Origin of the sequence: Aurantiacibacter aquimixticola (genome assembly GCF_003605475.1) — a bacterium.
GTDB classification, from domain to species: Bacteria; Pseudomonadota; Alphaproteobacteria; order Sphingomonadales; family Sphingomonadaceae; genus Alteraurantiacibacter; species Alteraurantiacibacter aquimixticola_B.
The window spans coordinates 1945708-1967292 of record NZ_RAHX01000001.1 but is presented as its reverse complement, the minus strand read 5'-3'; the positions used below and the strand labels follow the sequence as shown (position 1 = coordinate 1967292).

At 63.7% G+C, this 21585-nt stretch carries 22 protein-coding genes; 9 read left to right on the top strand and 13 right to left on the bottom strand.

Annotated elements, in window-relative coordinates:
• Nucleotides 1-194: 194 nt before the first annotated feature.
• Nucleotides 195-971, bottom strand: a complete 777-nt coding sequence (locus D6201_RS09890; protein WP_120048637.1) for a 3'(2'),5'-bisphosphate nucleotidase CysQ — start codon at nucleotides 969-971, stop codon at nucleotides 195-197.
• Nucleotides 972-1078: 107 nt separating this feature from the next.
• On the opposite strand from D6201_RS09890, the gene sucC reads away from it, so the two are divergent.
• Entirely contained in the window at nucleotides 1079-2278 is a 1200-nt protein-coding gene (gene sucC, locus D6201_RS09885; RefSeq protein ID WP_120048636.1) for an ADP-forming succinate--CoA ligase subunit beta, read from the top strand.
• Nucleotides 2279-2292: 14 nt separating this feature from the next.
• On the opposite strand, the gene D6201_RS09880 is transcribed toward sucC, so the two are convergent.
• Nucleotides 2293-3015, bottom strand: a complete 723-nt coding sequence (locus tag D6201_RS09880; RefSeq protein ID WP_120048635.1) for an exopolysaccharide biosynthesis protein — start codon at nucleotides 3013-3015, stop codon at nucleotides 2293-2295.
• Between the two features lie 178 nt (nucleotides 3016-3193).
• Between D6201_RS09880 and D6201_RS09875 the strand changes: the two genes are divergently transcribed.
• The 3 genes from D6201_RS09875 (at nucleotide 3194) to D6201_RS09865 (ending at nucleotide 5910) form a co-directional block, all read left to right on the top strand.
• Nucleotides 3194-3940, top strand: a complete 747-nt coding sequence (locus D6201_RS09875) for an electron transfer flavoprotein subunit beta/FixA family protein (protein WP_120048634.1) — start codon at nucleotides 3194-3196, stop codon at nucleotides 3938-3940.
• A 38-nt stretch (nucleotides 3941-3978) separates the two neighbouring features.
• Complete coding sequence (locus tag D6201_RS09870; protein ID WP_120048633.1) at nucleotides 3979-4914, top strand: electron transfer flavoprotein subunit alpha/FixB family protein; 936 nt, start codon at nucleotides 3979-3981, stop codon at nucleotides 4912-4914.
• 69 nt (nucleotides 4915-4983) lie between these two features.
• Nucleotides 4984-5910, top strand: a complete 927-nt coding sequence (locus D6201_RS09865) for an energy transducer TonB (protein WP_120048632.1) — start codon at nucleotides 4984-4986, stop codon at nucleotides 5908-5910.
• Here the strand turns inward: D6201_RS09865 and D6201_RS09860 are convergent.
• The 6 genes from D6201_RS09860 to D6201_RS09835 all read right to left on the bottom strand — a co-directional run bounded on the left by D6201_RS09860 (nucleotide 5907) and on the right by D6201_RS09835 (nucleotide 13063).
• Entirely contained in the window at nucleotides 5907-7115 is a 1209-nt protein-coding gene (locus D6201_RS09860; protein ID WP_120048631.1) for a DUF445 domain-containing protein, read from the bottom strand. The two genes, D6201_RS09865 and D6201_RS09860, sit on opposite strands and share 4 nt — an antisense overlap.
• 52 nt (nucleotides 7116-7167) lie before the next feature.
• The gene (locus D6201_RS09855; protein ID WP_120048630.1) at nucleotides 7168-10605 is read right to left on the bottom strand and encodes an efflux RND transporter permease subunit; all 3438 of its coding nucleotides are present in this window, start codon (nucleotides 10603-10605) and stop codon (nucleotides 7168-7170) included.
• 11 nt (nucleotides 10606-10616) lie between these two features.
• Entirely contained in the window at nucleotides 10617-11804 is a 1188-nt protein-coding gene (locus D6201_RS09850) for an efflux RND transporter periplasmic adaptor subunit (RefSeq protein WP_120049337.1), read from the bottom strand.
• A 226-nt stretch (nucleotides 11805-12030) separates the two neighbouring features.
• Nucleotides 12031-12288: a GlsB/YeaQ/YmgE family stress response membrane protein gene (locus tag D6201_RS09845; RefSeq protein ID WP_120049336.1), complete on the bottom strand. Its 258-nt coding sequence runs from the start codon at nucleotides 12286-12288 to the stop codon at nucleotides 12031-12033.
• 128 nt (nucleotides 12289-12416) lie between these two features.
• Nucleotides 12417-12716, bottom strand: a complete 300-nt coding sequence (gene sciP / locus D6201_RS09840) for a CtrA inhibitor SciP (protein WP_047006964.1) — start codon at nucleotides 12714-12716, stop codon at nucleotides 12417-12419.
• Nucleotides 12713-13063: a hypothetical protein gene (locus tag D6201_RS09835; protein WP_133303991.1), complete on the bottom strand. Its 351-nt coding sequence runs from the start codon at nucleotides 13061-13063 to the stop codon at nucleotides 12713-12715. The genes sciP and D6201_RS09835 overlap by 4 nt, the downstream gene beginning before the upstream one ends.
• 104 nt (nucleotides 13064-13167) lie before the next feature.
• On the opposite strand from D6201_RS09835, the gene mnmA reads away from it, so the two are divergent.
• On the top strand, nucleotides 13168-14325 hold the full coding sequence (gene mnmA, locus D6201_RS09830) for a tRNA 2-thiouridine(34) synthase MnmA (protein ID WP_120048628.1): 1158 nt from the start codon (nucleotides 13168-13170) through the stop codon (nucleotides 14323-14325).
• A gap of 14 nt (nucleotides 14326-14339) precedes the next feature.
• Here mnmA and D6201_RS09825 read toward each other — a convergent pair whose 3' ends face one another.
• On the bottom strand, nucleotides 14340-14687 hold the full coding sequence (locus D6201_RS09825; protein WP_120048627.1) for a hypothetical protein: 348 nt from the start codon (nucleotides 14685-14687) through the stop codon (nucleotides 14340-14342).
• A gap of 32 nt (nucleotides 14688-14719) precedes the next feature.
• Here D6201_RS09825 and D6201_RS09820 point away from each other — a divergent pair, with 32 nt between their 5' ends.
• Nucleotides 14720-15859, top strand: coding sequence for a serine hydrolase domain-containing protein (locus tag D6201_RS09820; protein WP_120048626.1), 1140 nt, complete (start codon nucleotides 14720-14722; stop codon nucleotides 15857-15859).
• Here the strand turns inward: D6201_RS09820 and D6201_RS09815 are convergent.
• The 4 genes from D6201_RS09815 to D6201_RS13045 form a co-directional block, all read right to left on the bottom strand.
• Nucleotides 15844-16674, bottom strand: coding sequence for a PhzF family phenazine biosynthesis protein (locus D6201_RS09815; protein ID WP_120048625.1), 831 nt, complete (start codon nucleotides 16672-16674; stop codon nucleotides 15844-15846). The genes D6201_RS09820 and D6201_RS09815 overlap by 16 nt on opposite strands.
• Nucleotides 16671-17606 carry a cation diffusion facilitator family transporter gene (locus D6201_RS09810; RefSeq protein ID WP_120048624.1) on the bottom strand — a complete coding sequence of 312 codons (936 nt, stop codon included), beginning with the start codon at nucleotides 17604-17606 and terminating at the stop codon, nucleotides 16671-16673. Before D6201_RS09810 ends, D6201_RS09815 begins: the two co-directional genes overlap by 4 nt.
• Complete coding sequence (gene pdxH, locus D6201_RS09805; RefSeq protein ID WP_120048623.1) at nucleotides 17603-18208, bottom strand: pyridoxamine 5'-phosphate oxidase; 606 nt, start codon at nucleotides 18206-18208, stop codon at nucleotides 17603-17605. The genes D6201_RS09810 and pdxH overlap by 4 nt, the downstream gene beginning before the upstream one ends.
• Nucleotides 18209-18325: 117 nt before the next feature.
• The gene (locus D6201_RS13045; protein ID WP_206781626.1) at nucleotides 18326-18655 is read right to left on the bottom strand and encodes a hypothetical protein; all 330 of its coding nucleotides are present in this window, start codon (nucleotides 18653-18655) and stop codon (nucleotides 18326-18328) included.
• Nucleotides 18656-18740: 85 nt separating this feature from the next.
• Between D6201_RS13045 and D6201_RS09795 the strand changes: the two genes are divergently transcribed.
• From D6201_RS09795 to fabI, 3 genes are read left to right on the top strand one after another with little or no spacing between them, the layout of a single operon-like run.
• The gene (locus D6201_RS09795; RefSeq protein WP_120048621.1) at nucleotides 18741-19733 is read left to right on the top strand and encodes a DnaJ C-terminal domain-containing protein; all 993 of its coding nucleotides are present in this window, start codon (nucleotides 18741-18743) and stop codon (nucleotides 19731-19733) included.
• A gap of 38 nt (nucleotides 19734-19771) precedes the next feature.
• The gene (locus D6201_RS09790; RefSeq protein WP_120048620.1) at nucleotides 19772-20785 is read left to right on the top strand and encodes a YihY/virulence factor BrkB family protein; all 1014 of its coding nucleotides are present in this window, start codon (nucleotides 19772-19774) and stop codon (nucleotides 20783-20785) included.
• A complete protein-coding gene (gene fabI, locus D6201_RS09785) occupies nucleotides 20782-21585 on the top strand; it encodes an enoyl-ACP reductase FabI (RefSeq protein WP_120048619.1) in 804 nt (267 codons plus the stop codon). Before D6201_RS09790 ends, fabI begins: the two co-directional genes overlap by 4 nt.

Here is a 21585-nt window from a genome sequence, read left to right as displayed (position 1 = left end):
GGTCCGCGCCTCCGCGCGGACATCCTCGCTGCTATTTCCTCCGCCGCGCTTGGTCCGGCTGCGGGGCATCTGCGGGCGCGCAGTTCGCGCGCTCTCGTCGCATGAACACAACGATCCCATTGCTAGATTTCAGAGGTTTGGCGGAGCTCCGAGCGAAGCGAGGCAAGGGCGAACGTCCGCCCGGGGGCGGCCTCTCAAGACATTAACTCCGCCCTTCCCGCCAGCCGCTCGACCGCCGCGTCGTGAATGCCCGGCGCGCTCGCGAGCAAGCCGAAGGCGCGGGGGTCGCGCTTGTTGTAGGCGAGCGGCTTGCCGAAAGCGTCGGACACCCGCGCACCGGCTTCGCGCGCGATCAGCGCGGCGGCGGCGATATCCCATTCGTAACCCCAGCGCAGTGTCGCAACGAGATCGGCTTCGTCATTGGCCACCATCGCAACGCGCAGGGCAATGGAATTGGGCTGAAACACCTTCTCCAGATCGTGGTCAGCTTTCGGAAGGTCGTGCGCGGGTACGCGCGCGCCTGGCAGCTTCTTGCGAGTACTCGCCTTGAGACGCGTGCCATTAAGCCAGGCGCCCTTCCCGGCAACGCCGGACCAGACCTCGCCGCGCGCCGGGGCGACCAGTGTGCCGACCAGCGGGCGGCCGCCGCTCACAAGCGCGACGGAGACCGCCCAGCCTTCCCGACCCCGGATGAAATCGCGCGTCCCGTCGATCGGGTCGACCAGCCAGGCAAGCCCCTTGTCCAGCCGGGAAGGATCGTCTGCGGTTTCCTCCGACAGCCAGCCAGCCGCGGGCAGCAGGCTCGTGAGTTCCCGGCGCAGGAAAGCATCGACCTCGATATCCGCTTCGCACACCGGGTTGCCAGGCGCTTTCTCCCAGCTTTTGAGCGCGTGGCCATGCCCTGGCCACTTGCCGAGCGCCATATGGCCTGCCTCCCGGCAGACCTGCTCCAGTTTCATCGTGTCGATCATCGCGTAACGACCGAAATGATGCCGCAGATCAGGGTTTGCAAGCGCCGCCCTATGATGCTTAAGCGCCCACCACATCTCGACTCCATTCGCACGAAGGCGCGTCTCTCATGAACATCCACGAATATCAGGCCAAGGAACTGCTCGCGAAATTCGGCATCGGCGTGCCAACGGGCTATCCGGCAACCAGCGTGGAAGAGGCCGTGGAAGGCGCAAAGAAGCTGCCCGGACCGCTCTATGTGGTGAAGGCGCAGATCCATGCCGGCGGACGCGGCAAGGGCAAGTTCAAGGAGCTAGCCCCGAACGCCAAGGGTGGTGTGCGGCTTGCGAAGAGCGTCGAGGATGTCGAGGCCGATGCCAAGGAGATGCTCGGCAATACGCTGGTCACAATCCAGACGGGAGACGAGGGCAAACAGGTCAATCGCCTTTACGTCACCGATGGCGTCGACATTGCCAAGGAATACTACCTTTCCATGGTCGTGGACCGCGAAACCAGCCGGGTTGCGATGATCGTCTCGACTGAGGGCGGCATGGATATCGAGGACGTTGCGCACGAAACGCCGGAGAAGATCGCCACGATCGCGATCGATCCCGCCACCGGCTTCATGCCGCATCACGGCCGCGCCGTGGGCAATGCGCTGAAGCTGGAAGGCGCGCTGGCCAAGGCGGCGAGCAACCTGGCGAAGCAGCTCTACGAAGCCTTCACGACGCTCGATTGCGAAATGCTGGAAATCAATCCGCTGGTCGAAACCGAAGGCGGTGAGCTGCTGGTGCTCGACACCAAGATGAGCTTCGACGGCAACGCGCTCTATCGCCATCCCGATATCGAGGGGATGCGCGACGAGACAGAGGAAGACCCGATGGAGGTCGAGGCCGGCAAGCACGACCTCGCCTACATCAAGCTGGACGGCAATATCGGCTGCATGGTCAATGGCGCGGGCCTTGCCATGGCGACGATGGACATCATCAAGCTGAACGGGGCCTTCCCGGCCAACTTCCTCGATGTCGGTGGCGGCGCGACGACCGAGAAGGTCACCGCCGCATTCAAGATCATCCTGTCCGATCCGGCGGTCGAAGGCATCCTCGTCAACATTTTCGGCGGCATCATGCGTTGCGACACGATTGCCGAAGGCATCGTTATCGCGGCGAAAGAAGTCGAGCTGGATGTGCCGCTGGTAGTGCGGCTCGAGGGCACCAATGTGCAGCAGGGCAAGGACATTCTGGAGAATTCCGGCCTGCCGATCATTTCGGCAGACGATCTGGGCGATGCGGCCAAGAAGATCGTCGCACAGGTCAAGAAGGCGGCTTGAGCCTGTAGCGCCCGCTAATCGCCGTTGACGGCATCGGCAGCCTTCTCGGCCGTGTCCTTCGCTGTCATTTCGGCCTTCTCCGCCGTAGCCTCTGCAGCCTGCACGTTTTCTTCGGATACGACACCGTCGGTCTCCGGCGTGTCGCTCATGCCGCCGTCCCAATAGTCGAGGCTTAGCGACAGTGCGACGAGACTGCCGGCGAGCGCCAGGATCATCAGCGCACCGTCCCTGACGAGCACCGCAAGGCCAAACGCCGCGATGGCCAGCATCGGCACGCTGCTGGCAAAGGGCAACACTTCGAGGAAGGGCACGGTGAGGCATAGGAGCACGACGATGCCTGCAGCAATGCGCGAAAAAGGCTTGCGCGCGATCCATTTCAGACGTCCATGGAAATGCCGATCCATGAACCGGGCGACGGGCCGCAGCTTTTCGACCCCGCTTTGGATCTTCCCACTCGCGACCGAACGATTGAGGATGGCACCGGGCAGCCAGACATGCTCTCGTCCGATCGCCTTTTGCACCGCGATCAGCACGATAGTGACAGCGAGGAAAGTCGGAACGCCAGGAATCGCGCCGATCGGCGTGAGCTCCAGCAAAGCGGGGATCATGATCGCCGGACCGAAGGTGCGGGCACCGAAAGCGTCCATCACATTGTCGACCGTTACGCTGTCATTGCGCTCGGCAAGCTCCTGAAGCCCGTCGAGAATTTCGCCGACATTGTTCGGATCGGTGGCCATTGCGGTCTCCCCAGCTCATCAATCGCCCGGCGCGCCGAAGGTTTCGCCGGGAACGCGCCCTCGGTCTTGCGCGTCTCTAGGGAAAGCGCCGCTCGAGCCAGCTTGACCTATACGTCAGCTTGTTTACATAAGCGGCAGACCATGCGGCATATGGATGTCGCCAGAGGAGAGGCCTGCGATGAAGATCCTTGTGCCCGTCAAACGGGTGATCGATTACAATGTGAAGCCGCGCGTGAAGGCGGACGGTTCCGGCGTCGATCTTGCGAATGTGAAAATGAGCATGAACCCCTTCGACGAAATCGCCGTCGAAGAAGCGATCCGGCTGAAGGAAGCGGGTTCCGCCGAAGAGGTCGTTGCCGTCAGCATCGGCCCGGCCAAGGCGCAAGAAACGCTGCGCACTGCGCTCGCCATGGGGGCGGATCGCGCGATCCTAGTGGAGACGGACGACACGGTGGAACCGCTCGCCGTCGCCAAGATCCTTAAGGCCATTGCCGAGGAAGAGGGCCCGGGCATCGTCATGCTCGGCAAGCAGGCGATAGACGACGATTCCAACCAGACCGGGCAGATGCTCGCCGCTCTGATGGAACGCCCGCAGGGTACCTTCGCCAGCGCGGTGAAGATCGACGGCGAGCACGTTCACGTGACGCGCGAAGTCGATGGCGGCCTGGAAACGGTCAAGCTGGCACTGCCAGCCGTCGTCACGACGGACCTGCGCCTGAACGAGCCGCGCTATGCCTCTCTGCCGAACATCATGAAGGCGAAGAAGAAGCCGCTCGAGACAAAGAGCCCCGCCGATTACGGCGTCGACACCGCACCGCGCCTCGCCACCACGAAGGTGACAGAGCCGCCGGTGCGACAAGCTGGCGAGATGGTCGAGGATGTCGACGCCCTCGTCGCCAAGCTCAAGCAGCTCGGACACGCCTGAGCGCGCCCGGATACGTCACGAAATTTCAGGATAGACCCATGACCGCACTCGTAATTGCAGAACATCACGGCGGTGAGATCGCCGATGCCACGCTCAGCACCGTCACCGCTGCTTCCCAGCTTGGCGGCGACGTTCACGTCCTCGTCGCGGGCGGAGACGATGCGGGCGCGGCCGCCGGTGCGGCGGCACAGATTGCAGGCGTGTCCAAGGTGCTACGCGCCGTGGATGCGGCCTACGCCCACCAGCTGGCCGAGAATGTCGCGCCGCTGATCGCGAGCCTCGCCGACAATTACGACGCCATCCTCGCGCCCGCGACCACGACGGGAAAGAACTTGCTGCCGCGCGTCGCCGCCATGCTCGATGTGATGCAAGTCTCCGACATCATCTCGGTCGAGGGGCCCACCACCTTCACGCGTCCGATCTATGCCGGTAACGCCATCGCCACGGTCGAAAGCAGCGATTCGAAGCGTGTCATCACCGTTCGGACAACGGCATTCGACAAGGCCGAAGCAAGCGGCGGCAGCGCCGATGTCGAAGAGGTTTCCGGCCCCAGCGGCAATGGCAATAGCGAATTCGTTAAGCTCGACGCGGTCGAGAGCGACCGTCCCGAACTGACGAGCGCCGGCATCGTCGTTTCGGGAGGGCGGGCGCTGAAGGACGGAGAAACCTTCGAAAATTACATTACTCCGCTTGCCGACAAGCTGAATGCCGCCATTGGCGCCAGCCGTGCTGCGGTCGATGCGGGCTATGTGCCCAACGATTACCAGGTCGGCCAGACGGGCAAGATCGTTGCGCCCGAACTCTATATCGCCATCGGCATTTCCGGCGCGATTCAGCATCTGGCAGGCATGAAGGACTCCAAGACGATCGTCGCGATCAACAAGGATCCCGATGCGCCGATTTTCCAGGTTGCCGATATCGGCCTCGTGGCGGACCTCTTCACGGCCGTGCCGGAGCTTACCGAGAAGCTATAGTTTCTTACGTTGCCGCGGTTGCCAGCTTCCGCTCGATTTGCTTCTCTCTCGAGAGACAGAGGGGCGAATATGAAACTACCAGCCATGTATCTCGCGCTCGCGGCGATCGCCGTTGCGTCACCCGCTCACGCGCAGCGGGACGAAACAGCGCCGGTCTCCGAAAGAACGCGAGAAGCAATCGCGACAGGAGAGATTTATCGGGCGGTCGGCGAATGGCGGCTGAGCTCACGGGATGACGGATGCTCGATCACGCGCAATTTTGCGCATGATGGCGATCGTTTTACGCTCAGCTTGAAGCGTATTCATCCCGGCCACGATGTGATCCAGTATGCACTGATCGGCGATCTCAATCGTCGACGTCGCCCGATAGAGGCTGGCTTCGTGCCTGGCCCGGAGCTGCGTGTGAATTATCGCGTCGCCGAAGGGAGCATGGGCGACCGTGAGGGCTATGTGTATGCCGGCCCCCTGTTCATGCCCGAACCGGACCGAGAAGTGCAGGCGGGCGAATATGTCCTCGCACAGGCCACCGAATATTACGTGGTGCAGAATGCTCAGCGACGCCCGCTGGTCCTACAAACGGGGTCCATGCGCCCTGCGCTGCAATCGCTGGATAACTGCCTGCGCGATCAGCTCGAAAGCTATGGAGTCGCGATGTCGGGCCCGGATGTCGCGGTCCGCGCGCCGCGCGTCACGAATATGGGCGAATTGTCAGCACAGGTCAGCCGCAACTATCCGATTGGCGCGCGCGCTGAAGGTTATCAGGGCATCGTTCGGCTACGCCTAATCGTCGACGGGCAAGGCGATATCGTTCGCTGCCATCACGCCGATTTTCTTGCCGCGCGTCTGTTGCGAGAGGACGCTTGCAGAATGATGCAAGAACACGCGACATTCGTTCCAGCGCGCAATCGCTCAGGCGAGGGTGTGCCGGGCTATTTCTTCCAGAACATCGTCTACGACTTGAACAGCATTTTCGACGTTTCCCGCACGCGGCCTTAAAGCACGTCGATCAGGAAGTGGATCGTCAGGCCCACCAGCCCACCAACCAACGTCCCGTTGATGCGGATGAATTGCAGGTCTCGGCCCACGGCGCGCTCGATGCGCATGGTGATGGTGTTCGCGTCCCAGCTCTTCACTGTGTTGGAGACCAGGCCCACGATCTGCTCGCCATAACGATTGGCGATGCCGACCAGCGTGCGGCGGGCGAAGCGGTTTACCTGTAATTGCAATGCCGGATCGCTGCGCAGCGTCTCGCCAAGCTCAGCCAGGCTGCTGCCCATTTCGCCACCCATCGCGCGGTCAGGATTGCGTAGCATGTCGATCAGCGAATGGCGCAGCCGCTCCCACACGCCCATCCACCAGTCCGCAACCGCGGGGTTGGCAAGCAGGTCGCTCTTCATCCGTTCGACCCGCTCACGCATGGCAGGATCGTGCTGCAGGTCGCGGGCAAGCGATTGCAGGCCCTCCTCGATCTTGGCGCGAACCGGGTGGTTCGGATCGACATGCATTTCGGCAAGCAGCTTGTAGAGCCCGTCCAGCACCGAATTGGCCAGCCGCTCATCCAGCCCGGTCCAGCGGATCAAGGCATTGGCGCGCGCCTGGACCATGTCGCGGACCATGTCCTCATTGTCTTCCAGCGTCAGCCCGCCCCAGCGAATGAAATTGTCGATCAGCGGGCGATGGCGGCCATCGGCGATTGCGCTTTCCAGCACGCGGCCAAGCAGCGGGGCAATCTCCAGCTTCTCCACCTGGCGCGCCAGACCAGCCTTCACTTGCAGGCCGAGCCTGTCGGGATCGAGCGATTCCAGCAGTTCGACGAGAAGTTGCCCCGCGCCAGCCCTTATGCGGCCTTCCTCCCCCGGCGTGCGGGTTGCGAGGAAGTCGCCCGCCGCGCGTGCCAGGTTCATGTCGCGCATTCTCCGCGCGACGACCACGGGTGTCAGGAAGTTGGAGCGCAGAAAGCCTGCCATCGTGTCGGCGATGCGGTCCTTGTTTTCGGGAATGATCGCGGTGTGCGGGATCGGCAGGCCGAGCGGGTGTCGGAACAGCGCAGTCACCGCGAACCAGTCCGCCAGTCCGCCGACCATCGCCGCTTCGGCGAAAGCATTGACATAGCCCCAGGCGGGATGAACGCCGAGCAGCTGGTGCGTGGTGACGAAAATGGCCGCCATGGCGAACAGCATGAGCGTTGCGGTCAACCGCATGCGCCGCGCCTTGTCAGGCGGCAGTGGCGCCCCCCTCACGGTCATCGTGCGCTTATTCGGCAGGTTGCGGCTCCCGCCCGCCTGCGCCCTCGTCTCCCGGCTTGTATGTCAGCAAGCGATCACGCAGCCACGGGCCGAGCTTCTTCTCCAGCCCGTCGGCGAGGCTGAAACCGGCGGGGACAATCAGCAGGGTGAGCACGGTGGACAGGATCAGCCCGCCAATCACCACGGTACCCATCGGCGCGCGCCAGGCGCTGTCACCGGTGAGCGAGAGCGCGGTCGGCACCATGCCGGCCGTCATCGCGACGGTCGTCATGACGATGGGCTGGGCGCGCTTGTGTCCCGCCTCGATGATGGCGGCCAGCTTGTCTGAACCCGCATCCATTTCCTCGATCGCGAAATCGATCAGCAGGATGGAGTTCTTGGCGACGATGCCCAGCAGCATCAGCATGCCGATGAACACAGGCATGGAAATCGGCAGCCCGGCGATCACCAGAGCGAGAAAGCCTCCAAGCGGCGCGAGCAGCAGCGAGGCCATATTCACCAGCGGCGAAACGACGCGGCGATAGAGCAGCACCAGCACGGCGAAGACCAGGAACAGTCCGGTAATGACGGCGGTGATGAAATTGTTGATCAGGTCGATCTGCCATTCATCGGCGCCGACCGGAGTGTTCGACACACCTGTCGGCAGGTTCTGCATGATCGGCAGATCGTCGATGGCCTGTCGCACATCGCCGCGCGCGGCATCGGCTGCGATGTCCAGCCCGACGAAAACGCGGCGGTTCTGGTTCACCCGCTCGATCGAGGTCGGACCCATGCCCAGCGAAATCTCGGCCACACGGCTGAGCGGCACGCTGCCACCGCTGGCGGTCTGCACCGGCAGATTGCGGATGGTCGAGAGATCGCGCCTGTCACTCTCGGCCAGCCGGACGCGGATCGGAATCTGCCGGTCCGAAAGCGAGAAGCGCGCGGCGTTCTGATCGATATCGCCGAGCGTGGCGATGCGGATCGTCTGGCTGAGCGAGGCGGTGGTAACGCCGAGACTGGCGGCCAGGTCGTCGCGCGGCTTGATCAGGAGTTCGGGCCGCTGGAGGTCGTAATCGATACGCGGTGCCACCGCGCCGTCGATGGTTTCCATCTGCTCGACAAGCGTGTTCGCGGTTTCGAACAGCAGTTCCGGATCGGAGCCGGACAGCATGATCGAAATGGCCCGACCGGTGCCGCCACCGCCGCCCTGATTGTTCTGGAAATTGACGCGCGCGTCGGGAATGTCCTGCAGCACCGGGGTAAGTTCACGCTCAAAATCCAGGCTGGAGCGTTCGCGATCGTCGCCCAGCACCAGGCTGATCCGGCCCGACCCTTCATTGGCAATGCCGAGCGCGATGGCGACTTCCTGCTCCTTGCTCAGACGTGCCGCAACGCGGTCGACGACCGCTTCGGTCTGCTCGAGCGTGGTGCCGGGCACCATATTGATGCTGACACGGCTGAAATCGCTGTCCGTATCGGGAAAGAATTGCGTCGGCAGGCTGGCTGCGATCACGACGGTGAGGCCGAGCGAGACGAAGCCGAGCAGCATCATCCATACGCGGTGATCGCGGAAACGCGCGGCGACGAAGCGAGCTCGGTGCATGAGAGGATTTTGCTGCGCAGCATCGCCATGGCGGCCAAGAACCGCACCGACGAGAGAGGTGACCAGGGCGCCGAGCAGGTACAGGACGCCGATACCAAGCGCGATCATGCCCGGGCCGGGGATCTCCTGTTGCGGAGCGGCCGGCGCCGCTCCCGCTTCCGTCGTTTCACCGAACATGGTCGCGAGTTCGGCCAAGCCGAGCACGGCGGCGGTAGTGAGCGCGCCGACCACGATATTCGCCAGAATGAACCACCAGCGCCATCCCGCCTTGCCGATCCGCTTGCGCGCCGCGTTGAAACCGCTCGTGTCGAGCGACCAGCGCAAGACCTTCATGTAGCGATCCATCATCGGTCCTTCGCCGTGCGACGCCGATCCCTTGGCTTTCAGGAAATAGGCCGCCGCCATAGGCGTGATCATCCGCGCCACGGCAAGGCTCATCAGCACCGCCACCACCACGGTGATGCCGAAATTCTTGAAGAACTGGCCCGAAATCCCCGGCATCAGGCCGACGGGCAGAAACACCGCGACAATGCAGAAGGTGGTCGCAACCACCGGAAGGCCGATCTCGTCGGCGGCATCGATACTCGCCTGATAGGCGCTTTTGCCCATGCGCATATGCCGAACGATGTTCTCGATTTCGACAATGGCATCATCGACAAGCACGCCGGCGACCAGCCCGAGCGCGAGCAGCGAAAGCGTATTGAGCGAGAAGCCGAACCACGCTTCCATGAAGTAGAATGTGGGGATCGCCGAGAGCGGGATGGCAAGCGCTGCAATCACCGTTGCGCGCCAGTCCCTCAGGAACAGCAAAACGACGACGACGGCCAGCAGCGCGCCTTCGACGAGGAGCGCCATCGAGCTCTCATACTGGTCCTTGGTGTAATCGACCGAGGTGAACAGGCGGGTGAAAGTGATGCCGGGATTGGCTTCCTCCAGACGCTGCAGCGCCTCGACCGCCTCGTCATAGACACGAACGTCGCTCTCACCACGGGCGCGCGTGATCGAGAAAGTGACGACCTGCCGCCCGTTGACCTTGGCAATCGTGCCGACCTCGCCAACGGAGTCTTCCACACGCGCGATGTCCGCCAGCTTGACCGTGCGTCCGCCGCCAAGAGAGATCTGCGTCTGCGAAAGCTCGTAAGCACTCGCCGCGTTGCCGAGCACGCGCACCGATTGGCGCGACCCGGCGATTTCCGACTGACCACCCGCCGCATTGATGTTTAGCTGGCGAAGAGCGCCGTTTACCTGGCTCGCCGTCACGCCGAGCGATTGCATCTTGCCGGGTTCGAGGATCACCAGGATTTCGCGATCGACGCCGCCGCTGCGGCTGACTTCGGCGAGTCCATTTACGGTCAGCAATTCCTTGGTGACGGTGTCGTCGATGAACCAGCTCAGCTGCTCCAGCGTCATGTCGTCGGCGCTCACCCCGAAACTTACGATGGGCTGAGAGCTCGTAAGCTCCTTGAAAACGCGCGGCTCGAGGATGCCGTCCGGCAATTCGCCGCGGATATTGTCGATCTCGCTTTTCACCTCGTTCACCGCCTCGGCGATGTCGGTGCCGATGGCGAACTCGACCACGGTGAAGGTGTTGCCTTCCGACGCCGTGGATCGGATGTTTTCGACCCCGTCCAGTGTCTGCACCGCCGCTTCCACGCGCTGCGTAATCTGGTTTTCCACCTCTGGCGGGGCCGCGCCCGGCTGGGAAATGCTGACGATGACGACCGGGAATTCGATATCCGGATTGTCCTGGATATCCATCTGCTGGAACGAGACGATGCCCGCAATCATCAGGCCGATAAAGGCCAGTATCGGGACGATCGGGTTGCGGATCGACCAAGCGGAAATCTGGCTGAAATTCATGGAAGTGGCCCTTAGCCCTCGCTGTCCGTCACCGGGCGCACTTCTTCGCCTTCGGTCAGGAAACCGCCGGCGCGCAGGACGACCCGCTCTCGCCCGGTAAGGCCATCGGCAATCACGATACCTTCATCGCTGATCGTGCCAAGCTCCACCGCACGGCGCGCGACCTTGTTGTCGCTGTCGACAATGTAGACATAGCTTCCGCGGTCGTCGGAGAGGACGGCGCTTTCAGGCAGGCGCGTTGCCACCTGAGTGTCGCTGATCAGCTCGACCGAGGCGAAGCCGCCGGGCCGCAGCGCGGGATCGTAGGAAAGCGCGCATCGGGCGGTGCCCTGGCGCGATTGTTCGTCGATGACCGGGCTTTTCTGCCAGATCTGGCAAGTGAATTGCTGGTCTGTGCCGACCGGCGTGACGATGCCGCTGGCGCCGACCGCGATCTGGCCGAGTTCGGTTTCGCCGACACGAGCGAGCAATTCCATTTCGCCGCCGCGCGCAATGGTGAACAGCGCGCCCGAGCCTGGCCCGACCACCTGGCCCGCTTCGACACTGCGTTCGAGCACAAGCCCTGCGGCCGGCGCGACGACGCTCAACTGCGCGTTGCGCGCCCGGCGTTCTGCCAGTTGGGCGCGAGCGACCTGCACCCGGGCGACGGCGGCATCGCGCGTGGCGGTGAGCCGGTCGATATCGGCCTGGCTGATGAATCCGCGCTCCACCAATTGCAGCGCGCGATCGAGATTGGCTTGCGCGAGATCGGCATCGGCCTGTGCCACGTCGATCTGCGCCGCCTGCGCGCTCGCCTGCTGGTTCTGCACGGAGCGGTCGATGACGGCGAGCACCTGACCGGCGCGGACCCAGTCACCGGCTTCCACCGTCACCGAAACGACGCGCCCACCTTCGCCGACCACGCCGACCGGTATTTCACGCCGCGCCGCCAAAGTGCCTGTCGCATTCACCGAACCCTGCAGCGTGCCCGAGCCCGGGACAGCGACGGTGACGCGAGGCAGAGTATTGCCTTCCGAGGCTCCGAAAGCCACCTCGTCCTCTCCGCCCGTAAGCATGAAGGCGGCGACGATCGCACCCACGACGATGACGGCAAGGACGATCCAGAGCTTGCGACGATTGCCAGCGGCCGGCGCGTCCATGTCGCCATCCCCAGCACCGTGCCCGGCATTTTCCGCTTCAATGCGTGTTTCGTAATTCATCGGCGCATCGCCTTTGTCCAAGCCCGTATGCGTGACGTCGCGGGTCGTGCCTTAGCACAAGCCCACGCGCAGCGCGACGCATTCGCTTTAGCGGGCGATTGGCCGGTTGTGCAATGCAACCTTCTGTGAAGGCGCAATCTCGCCCGACGAGCGGGCACGGGCAAGCAAACGGCGCGCGAGGGCAAAACCCACGCGCGCCGCTTCTATTTTCCCAAATTGCGTCTGTTTAGCGGACGCGCCCGCGCTGAACGAGATTGACGATGGCCAGCAGTACTACAGCGCCGATGGTCGCCCAGATCAGATAAGTCAGCCAGCCTCCTTCGCCGATAAGCCCTGTCTGTGCGCCAAGGAAGCCTCCAATCACTCCACCTATGACCCCAACCACAATGTTCCAGAAGATTCCCATTGAGGCGTTCCGGTTCATCACCATGCTGGCAAGCCATCCGGCGATTCCCCCAATGATTATCGTCGCGATCCAACCGATATCCATTCCCTGTCTCCTCTCGACGCCGAACCCCGGCTGGGGCCGATGATGCGCCTGTTAACAGCAAAATGCAAAACGGCCGCCCGTTGTTCCGGGAGGCCGTCTTTTGTCGGATGATATGTGGGTGATCAGTATTTGAGCTGGCGTTCGTAGAGATCGCGGTAATGCTGGATGCGCGTGACCCGCAGGCCTTGCATGCCGGACCGATCGACGGCGCGTTGCCAACCGGCGAATTCTTCCAGCGTGAGGCCATAGCGTTCGAGCACTTCGTCGATCGTCAGCAGGCCGCCATTGACCGCAGCCACGACCTCGGCCTTGCGGCGTACGACCCAGCGCTTCGTCTTCGGCGACGGAAGATCGTCGACCGTCAGCGGCTCGCCCAGAGGGCCGATCACCTGCGCCGGCCGGATTTTCTGGTTCTCGATCATGCGTTTCCTCGATTGGCCCAATCGCCGCTATCAGCGCGCTGACCATTATTGCGGCGCGGGCCTTTGCCATCGGCTAAAGCATCAGGGTTAATGCCGCGTTTCCCTTCGTTAAGCGCGCCTTCGCTGGGATCGCGATCATGCTGAAGCGCGATTTGCTGCGCGCTGTCGGGATCGAAGCTTGCCATCCCATTCTCGTCGCTTGGGTCGAATTCGGCACGCAGATCGCGCGCTGCTGCGAGCTTCGCTTTCAGTTGCGACCAATCCACCGCGCACAGCTCACCATCGACACTATCGGTGGCGAGATCGCGCCCGCTGCCCTGTGGCCGGATCGGTTTACCTTCGAACATGGGAAGCGGCATTAGCGGGCAAGCGTCAATTATCGGTAAAGCGCGACGAACGCATCTCGCCTTCAGGGTTTTCGGTGCGCCGCGATGCGTGTAGGCGCGCTGCCATGTCCGATATGGCGACTCTCCCGCGCGACCCGGCGATCGATGCCGAAGTGCTGTTCGACTTGCCCCGCCCGGCTGCCGAGTGCCGGATCGTGGTTGCGATGTCGGGCGGCGTCGATTCTTCGGTCGTCGCGGCGCTTGCTGCGCGCTCCGGTGCGGAAGTCATCGGAATCACGCTGCAGCTTTATGATTACGGCGCCGCCACCGGCCGCAAGGGCGCGTGCTGTGCGGGCGACGATATTCGCGATGCACGCAATGTGGCGGACCGGCTTGGCATCGCGCATTTCGTGTTCGATCATGAAAGCGCCTTTCGCGAAGAGGTGGTCGAAACCTTTGCCGACGAATATCTGGCAGGCCGCACGCCGATCCCCTGCATCCGTTGCAATATGGGCCCGAAATTCACGGACCTGTTTCGCATGGCGCGCGAACTTGGCGCAGACTGTCTGGCGACCGGCCACTATGTGAAGCGCGTGGAAACCGACACGGGTGTCCAGATGCACCGCGCGGCAGATCCCTCACGCGACCAGTCCTATTTCCTCTACGCCACCACGGAGGACCAGCTCGAATATCTGCGCTTCCCGCTCGGCGGATTGCCGAAGAGCGAGGTGCGGGTCATGGCCGAAAGCTGCGGACTTACCGTCGCCAACAAGCCCGACAGTCAGGACATATGCTTCGTGCCGGATGGCGACTACGCCAAGATCGTGAAGGCGATGCGGCCCGAAGGCGGGCGCGCCGGGCGGATCATGCATGCCGAAACGGGCAAGGAGCTGGGCCGCCACCCAGGCATCATCCACTATACTGTCGGCCAGCGCCGCGGCCTCGACATCGGGGGACAGCCCGAACCGCTCTACGTGGTCGGCCTCGATCCCGAAGCGGCAGACGTGCTGGTGGGGCCGAAGCGCCTGCTCGCAGTGGGCGCGGCGCGGATCATCGATACGAACCGTATCGGCTCTATGCCGGACGGACAAATAACCGCTAAGGTCCGCTCACTGGCAAAGCCGGTGCCGGTCACGGTCGATGGTTTGCCCGGCGATGGCGCGGCGGTGACGCTGCGTTTTGCGACGCCCGAATTCGGAGTCGCGCCGGGGCAAGCTGCGGTGTTCTACTCGGGAGAGCGCGTCATCGGCGGCGGCTGGATCGATTCGACCGAGCCTGCCTGACGAGAGCGACTCGATTACCCGCCCCACCGCTCCGAAACGCAGCCAGGGCCGTCGCGATACGTCGCGGTGTTGCTGGCGATGAGCGGAACGCTGGCCGTGACACTGCGCTCGCTCTCATCCTCGCTCAGCCAGATCGCCCACATATTGTCGAGCAGATCGTCCTTGCAGCTTTCCAGCTCACGCCCGGCAAGGTGGCGGCAACCGCAGGCGGTCTTCGCCGCATATCCCGTCCCCGCCTGAGCGAACCCGGAGATATTTTGGCCGAAAAACACGCTCGTGATCGTCACGATGACGGCGAGCACGGCGGCCACGCGCAGCATGATCGTGAGGAAGCCCGTCTTCGCCCGTTTTGCGGTTGCCATTCGCCTGCGCCTGCTCAAAAGAATGCGGGTCCATGCCGCGCCGACCGCTCCCTAGCCGCCTCCTTCTCGCCTCGCCAGTGGCCTTTGCGCTGGGCCTTGCTGCTTGCGCGCAGGACGGACCGCCGCCCGAACCGCCATTGTCTGCCGAAGCGCTGGAGGCGGTCGCCCCGGAGCCCGGCGTGTCACGCGAAGCGCTTGCTCGCGCGGTTGACGACCTCTTTGCAGCAGATGGCATCGGGCAGACGCGAGCGCTGGTGGTGATGCACGAAGGCGAGATCGTGGCAGAGCGATATGCCGAGAGCTTCACCGCCGACACGCGCTTCATCGGGTGGTCTCTATCCAAAGCGGTTACCGCCGTGCTGGTCGGCACGCTGGTGGCGGACGGGCGCCTGGCGCTCGATGCGACCGCTCCCATTCCCTCATGGCAGCGCAGCGGCGATCCTCACGGCGAAATCACGCTTCGGTACCTGCTCCAGATGCGCTCCGGCCTGAGGCATGAAGAGCAAGCCGACCCCGTGTTCGAAAGCGCGGAAGTGCGGATGATGTATCTCGACGGGCGAGACGACATGGCCGCCTGGGCACAGGTGCAGCCGCTCGAGCACGATCCTGGATCGACCTTCGATTATTCGACTCCGACAAGCGTCATTCTGGCCGATATCGCGACCGACACGATCGCTCCCGACGCCGCTCCGCAAGAGCGGCAGCAGGCGATGGCGCGCTATCTCCATTCCCGGATCGCGGAGCCGATCGGCGTGTCCTCGCTGATCGGCGAGTATGACGCGGCCGGCACACTGATGGGCGGCAGCAGCATCTGGGCGACGGCGCGCGACTGGGGCCGGTTCGGCGAGTTCCTGCGCAATGGTGGCTCCGTCGCCGGGGCACAGGTCGTGCCGCGCGGCTGGGTCGATTTCATGCGGCAGAGCAGCCCGGCATCGCCCGATTTCGGCGGGCAGATCTGGCTCAACCGCGATTCGGGAGTGGAGCGCGAAGTGCTTTTCCCTGAACAAGGTCCGGACAGCGCTTTCGCCCTTGTGGGCCATCTCGGCCAATATGTCATCGTGTCGCCGGAGCAGCGCCTCACCGTCGTCCGCATCGGCAAGACGAGCGAGCCCGAGCGCGATGCGTTGAGGGACGAGCTTGCAGAAATCTTCGCGCTCTACCCCGTCAGATAGAACCGCCCTTCGGCAATCGTTACACAGCCCCCGCCGAGGATCGCGCGGTCCCCGTCGAGCCGGCATGTCGCGTGTCCGCCGCGCTCACTGGCCTGAAAGGCGGTGAAGCTGTTTCGCCCCAGTCGCTCGCACCAGAACGGCGTGAGGACGGCGTGGGCGGAGCCAGTGAAGCTGTCTTCGTCCACCCCGCCGCCGGGCACGAAATTGCGGGTGATGACATCGGTTCCTGCCCCGGCCCCAGAGCCGGGGTCCCCCGGCGCGGTGCAGATGAACTGGTGATCGCCGAGCTTCGCAAGGCCGCGCAGATCGGGGTCGAGCGCGCGGATCGCGGCCGCGTCTTCGTACAGGAAGATGTTGTAACGGCCCGGATTGCGCCACACTTCCAGCGGCTCCGCACCCAGCAGCGCCACCGCTTCGTCGAACGGCTCACGCGTGGTCGGGATCGCCGGCAGCGCCAGCTCGTACAGATCGCCCGCACGCCGCACCTCGAGGGTGCCCGCCTGCCGGGTGGAGAATGTGACCCGCTCGCGCCGTTCGTCGCCGGACAGGATCGCGTGGCCCGAGGCGAGCGTCGCATGCCCGCACAGCGCAACTTCGAGTGTCGGCGTGAACCAGCGAAGCTTGTAATCGATATCGCCGCCGGGCGTTTCGATGAGGAAGGCGGTCTCGGCGAACATGTTCTCCGCCGCCACGGCGCGCATGATATCGTCGGACGGCCAGCGATCGACAACCACGACTGCCGCCTGGTTGCCGGTGTATGGCGCTTCGGCAAAGGCATCGACGTGCCAGTAGGGTATCGCCTGCATATCGCTCATGCGTCGTCCTTCAGCTTCTTGAATTCGTCGGCCTCGACAAGCGTGTTGCCCGGTTCATCGACATGGCCTTCGGGGTCGATGTGGATGAGGATTTCGGTGTCCGGGAAAGCGTCCATCAGGTCTTCCTCCACTCGCTCGATCACATCATGCGCTTCGCCGACGGTCATGTCGGCGGGGAGGTTCACGTGGAACTGCGCGAAGTGACGCGTGCCGCTGGTGCGGGTGCGCAGATCGTGCATCTTGGCGAGCTCGGGATGGCGCGCGGCGCGTTCCACGAAGGCGCGGCGCTGATCTTCCGGCCATTCGTGATCCATCAGGTGATCGATTGCTTCCGACGAGGCGCGCCACGCTCCCCAGAACAGCCACGCCGCGATGCCGAGGCCGAAGAGCGGATCGGCGGCGGATACGCCTGCTAGTTGATCAAGTACAAGCGCGGCGATGACTGCAAGGTTGAGCAAAAGGTCGGACTGGTAATGCACGCTGTCCGTGGCGATGGCGACAGAGCCGGTGCGGCGCACGACATGGCGTTGCCATGCCACCAGCGCCAGCGTTGCAATGATTGCAATAAGCGAAACGCCGATGCCGGCCTCGGCAGCCTGCGTCTCTCCGCCCTCGATCAAACGCACCACCGCGCGAAAGGCGATGGCCCCGGCGGACATCACGATCAGGATGATCTGGAAGACGGCCGCCAGCGCCTCCGCCTTGCCGTGGCCGAAGCGGTGATTGGCATCCGCCGGATGCGCCGCCACCCACACGGCGATCAGCGTCGCGACACTCGCCACGAAGTCCAGCGCTGTGTCCGCCAGGCTGCCGAGCATGGCGGTCGAGCCGGTCTTCCACACCGCCCAAACCTTCAGCACGCCGAGAAACAGCGCCACCGCGATCGAGGCCAGCGCCGCGCTGCGCGTCAGGGAGGCGCGCGTATCGGTCACGGGTAGAGCAGCGAGCCCGTCCAGCCACCACCTTCGCGCAGGAAGCGGCGGCGTTCGTGGAGGCGATTGGGCCTGTCGGACCAGAACTCGATGGCGACGGGCGCAAGACGGAAGCCCGTCCAGTACGGCGGGCGCGGCACTTCGCCCGCATCCTGATAGGCGGCCTGCAATTGCTCGACCCGGTTCAAGTAGACGTCGCGATCCGCAAGCGGGCGCGACTGGTCGCTCGCCGCGCTGCCGACCTGGCTCTTGAACGGGCGCGAATGGAAGTACTCGTCCGCCTCCGCGGCGCTCACTTCCTCAAGCGGGCCTTCGATGCGGATCTGGCGACGCAGGCTCTTCCAGTGGAACAGCAGCGCGGCCTGCATGTTCGCGCGGATCTCCTCGCCCTTGCGGCTCTCGGCATTGGTGTAGAACACGAAGCCGTCCGGCCCGTGACCCTTCAGCAGCACCATGCGCGCCGATGGCCTGCCATCGGGCGTTGCCGTGGCGAGGCACATGGCATTAGGATCGTTGGGCTCGCTCTCCTGCGCCTCCGCAAACCAATCCTCGAAGATGGCGAAGGGGTTGCCGGTGGGGATCGTGTTCTCGCTATCGGACATCGAGTGTTTCCGCCGTTCTAGCCGAAGGGGTGTGACAGGTGTGACAGTGTCCTGGGGAGGAAACCGGGTGAGGAGTGGAACGAACGATCATGAGGGCGGACCTAGACCCTGCAACAATCATAGGAAAGAAATTTGCCGAAAGACGGCTAAACGGCGTAGTTGATGCGAATGGTTTGGTTGCCCATAGCCTTTCTTATCGTGATTATCGCGTCCCTGCTCTTTGGAGCTCGGCGTGTTTTTTGTCGCGGACGTCAAGCCATTTTTCTGAACGAATTCCCTTATATCAGATACGCCGTCATGGCTGCGATCATAGGCCTTACTCCGCTGATCGGAGACCTGCTTACGGAAGAGCCCGATCCCTATCCCGTCACTTGGGCTGCTGCGGTATCTCTCATTATCCTCATTGTGGCGGCGTGCCTCTGGCTCACTGGTTTTTTCATCGGCCATCACTCGCGAAAGCGCGAACGGGCTCGGCTGCAAAACCGGTGAGCATGTCTTGCCGAAACTCCGCGCATTACCTAGCTAACACACCATGAGCGATCCCTATACCACTCTCGGCGTCGGCCGGTCGGCGAGCGAGAAGGATATCAAGTCCGCCTATCGCAAGCTTGCGAAGGAGCTGCATCCGGATCGCAACAAGGACAACCCCGCTGCTGCCGAGCGGTTCAGCCAGGTCACCAACGCCTACGACCTGCTGTCGGACAAGGACAAACGCGCGCAGTTCGATCGTGGCGAGATCGATGCAGACGGCAATCCGTCCATGCCGTTCGGCCAGGGCGGGTTTCGCGGTGGCGGCTTCGGCGGCGGGCGCGCAGGCCACCCCGGCAATGGCGCGGGCAACTTTTCCTCGCGCGATTTCCAGGGCTTCGGCACCGAAGACATGGATATCGGCGACCTGTTCGAAGGCCTGTTCGGCCGCGGCGGCGGGCCGCGTGGTGGCGCGGGTTTCGGCGATGCGCACGGTGGGCAGAGCGGGTTCCGCCAACCGCCGCCTCCGCCGCCGCGCAAGGGCGCGGACATTCGCTACAAGCTCGCCGTTCCTTTCGTCGACGCGGCCACGCGCGCAAAGCAGCGCATCACGCTGGCCGATGGCAAGACCATCGACCTGTCCCTGCCAGAAGGCGTGGAGGACGGCACGCAGATGCGGCTGAAGGGCAAGGGCCAGCAGGGTCCGGGCGGTTTTGGCGACGGCATCGTCACCATCGATATCCAGCCGCATGCCCATTTCTACCGAGAGGGCGACGATGTCCGGCTCGACCTGCCGATCACGCTCGACGAAGCGGTGAAAGGCGGCAAGGTGAAGGTGCCGACCGTGGACGGGCCCGTAATGCTGACCGTCGCGCCGGGCTCCAGCTCGGGCAAGGTGCTGCGCCTCAAAGGCAAGGGGTTCAGCCGCAAGGGCGGCGGGCGCGGAGACCAGCTCGTGACGCTCGAAATCCAGCTTCCGGACGATGTTTCGCAGCTGGCCGAGCGGCTTGGCGACTGGACCGATGAGAGCAATCCGCGCGCCGATATGGGCGGCTAACTCGACACGCGCCTCCGCGCTGCTAGAACAGACGACTTATGGCGCCGCCGGGACTGACCGATCAGGATGAACCAGAGGCCGGGGCGCCGCGCCCCGACTATTCCCCAGAAGCGCGCCGCCGCGACGCGCGGGCGAAACACCTTGCCGGCATTCGGGAGCGCATCGGGCCAGGCACGCGATTCTTCCGCATCTTTAAACGCGTGGCCGTCGGCTGCTTCAACGATGGCTTCATCCATGCGGGCAATCTTGCCTACATGTCGATCCTCGCGATTTTCCCGTTCTTCATCACCGCCGCAGCGATCTTTTCCGCGATCGGCGAGGAGGCGCAGCGCGCGGCCACGATCAACGCCATCATCACCGCGCTGCCACCGGTGGTGGGCGAAGTGATCCAGCCGGTGGCGCGCAACGTGGTCGAAGCGCGCAGCGGTGTGCTGCTATGGGTGGGCGGCGCGTTTGGCCTCTGGACCGTGGGCAGCCTGGTCGAAACGATCCGCGACATTTTGCGCCGCGCATACGGCACGCGGCCGACCCAGGCTTTCTGGAAATACCGCATCTTCTCCACCGGCATCATCCTTGGCGCAGTATTGCTCTTGATGACATCGCTGCTGGCGCAGGTGATGATTGGCGCGGCGCAGGAAGTGATCGCGGCCTATTTCCCGCAATTCAATGACATACTTGGCCGCCTCGCCTGGTCCCGTATCGTGCCGGCGATCGGCTTGTTCGCCTCGATCTTCCTGCTGTTCCTTGCACTGACGCCCGCCGATTACCGGCAGAAGCGCTATCCCAAATGGCCCGGCGCGCTGCTGGTCACGATCTGGTGGATTTCGGTGACGCTGGCGCTGCCACCCGTGCTGCGCAGCCTGTTCAGCTACGACCTTACCTACGGATCGCTGGCGGGCTTCATGATCGCGCTTTTCTTTTTCTGGCTGGTCGGCCTAGGGGTGGTCGCCGGTGCGGAACTCAACGCCGCCATCGCCGAAACGCCCGAGGAAGAAGTAGCGCGCAAGGGCGAGGGCGCAGCGGAACTGGACGATGAAGGAGTGAGGGCATGAGCGGATTGATGGCAGGCAAGCGCGGGCTCATCATGGGCCTGGCGAACGACAAGTCGCTGGCCTGGGGCATCGCGCAGAAGCTGCACGAGCAGGGCGCGGAGATGGCCTTCTCCTATCAGGGGGAAGCGCTGAAAAAGCGCGTCGGCCCGCTTGCCGAAAAGGTCGGCAGCGATTTCCTGATCGAATGCGACGTATCCGACATGGACGCGATGGACCGTGCTTTCGGGGAACTGGAAAGCCGCTGGGGCAAACTCGATTTCCTCGTCCACGCCATCGGCTTTTCGGACAAGAACGAACTTCGCGGCAAATATGTCGACACCAGCCTCGACAATTTCCTGATGACGATGAACATCTCCGCCTACTCGCTCGTCGCCGCTGCAAAGCGCGCCGCGCCGTTGATGAGCGAAGGCGGCAGCATCGTCACGCTAACCTATTACGGCGCCGAGAAGGTCGTGCCGCATTACAATGTGATGGGGGTGGCGAAGGCGGCGCTGGAAACCAGCGTGCAATATCTCGCCAACGATCTGGGGCCCGACAACATTCGCGTCAACGCGATCAGCGCCGGGCCGATCAAGACGTTGGCGGCGAGCGGCATCGGCGATTTCCGCTACATCCTCAAATGGAACGAGCTGAACGCGCCGCTGCGTCGCAACGTCACCATCGACGATGTCGGCGGGGCCGGACTGTATCTGTGCTCGGACCTGTCATCGGGCGTAACGGGAGAAACCCATCACGTCGATGCGGGCTATCACGTCGTCGGCATGAAACAGGAAGACGCGCCCGATATCGCGCTCAGCTAA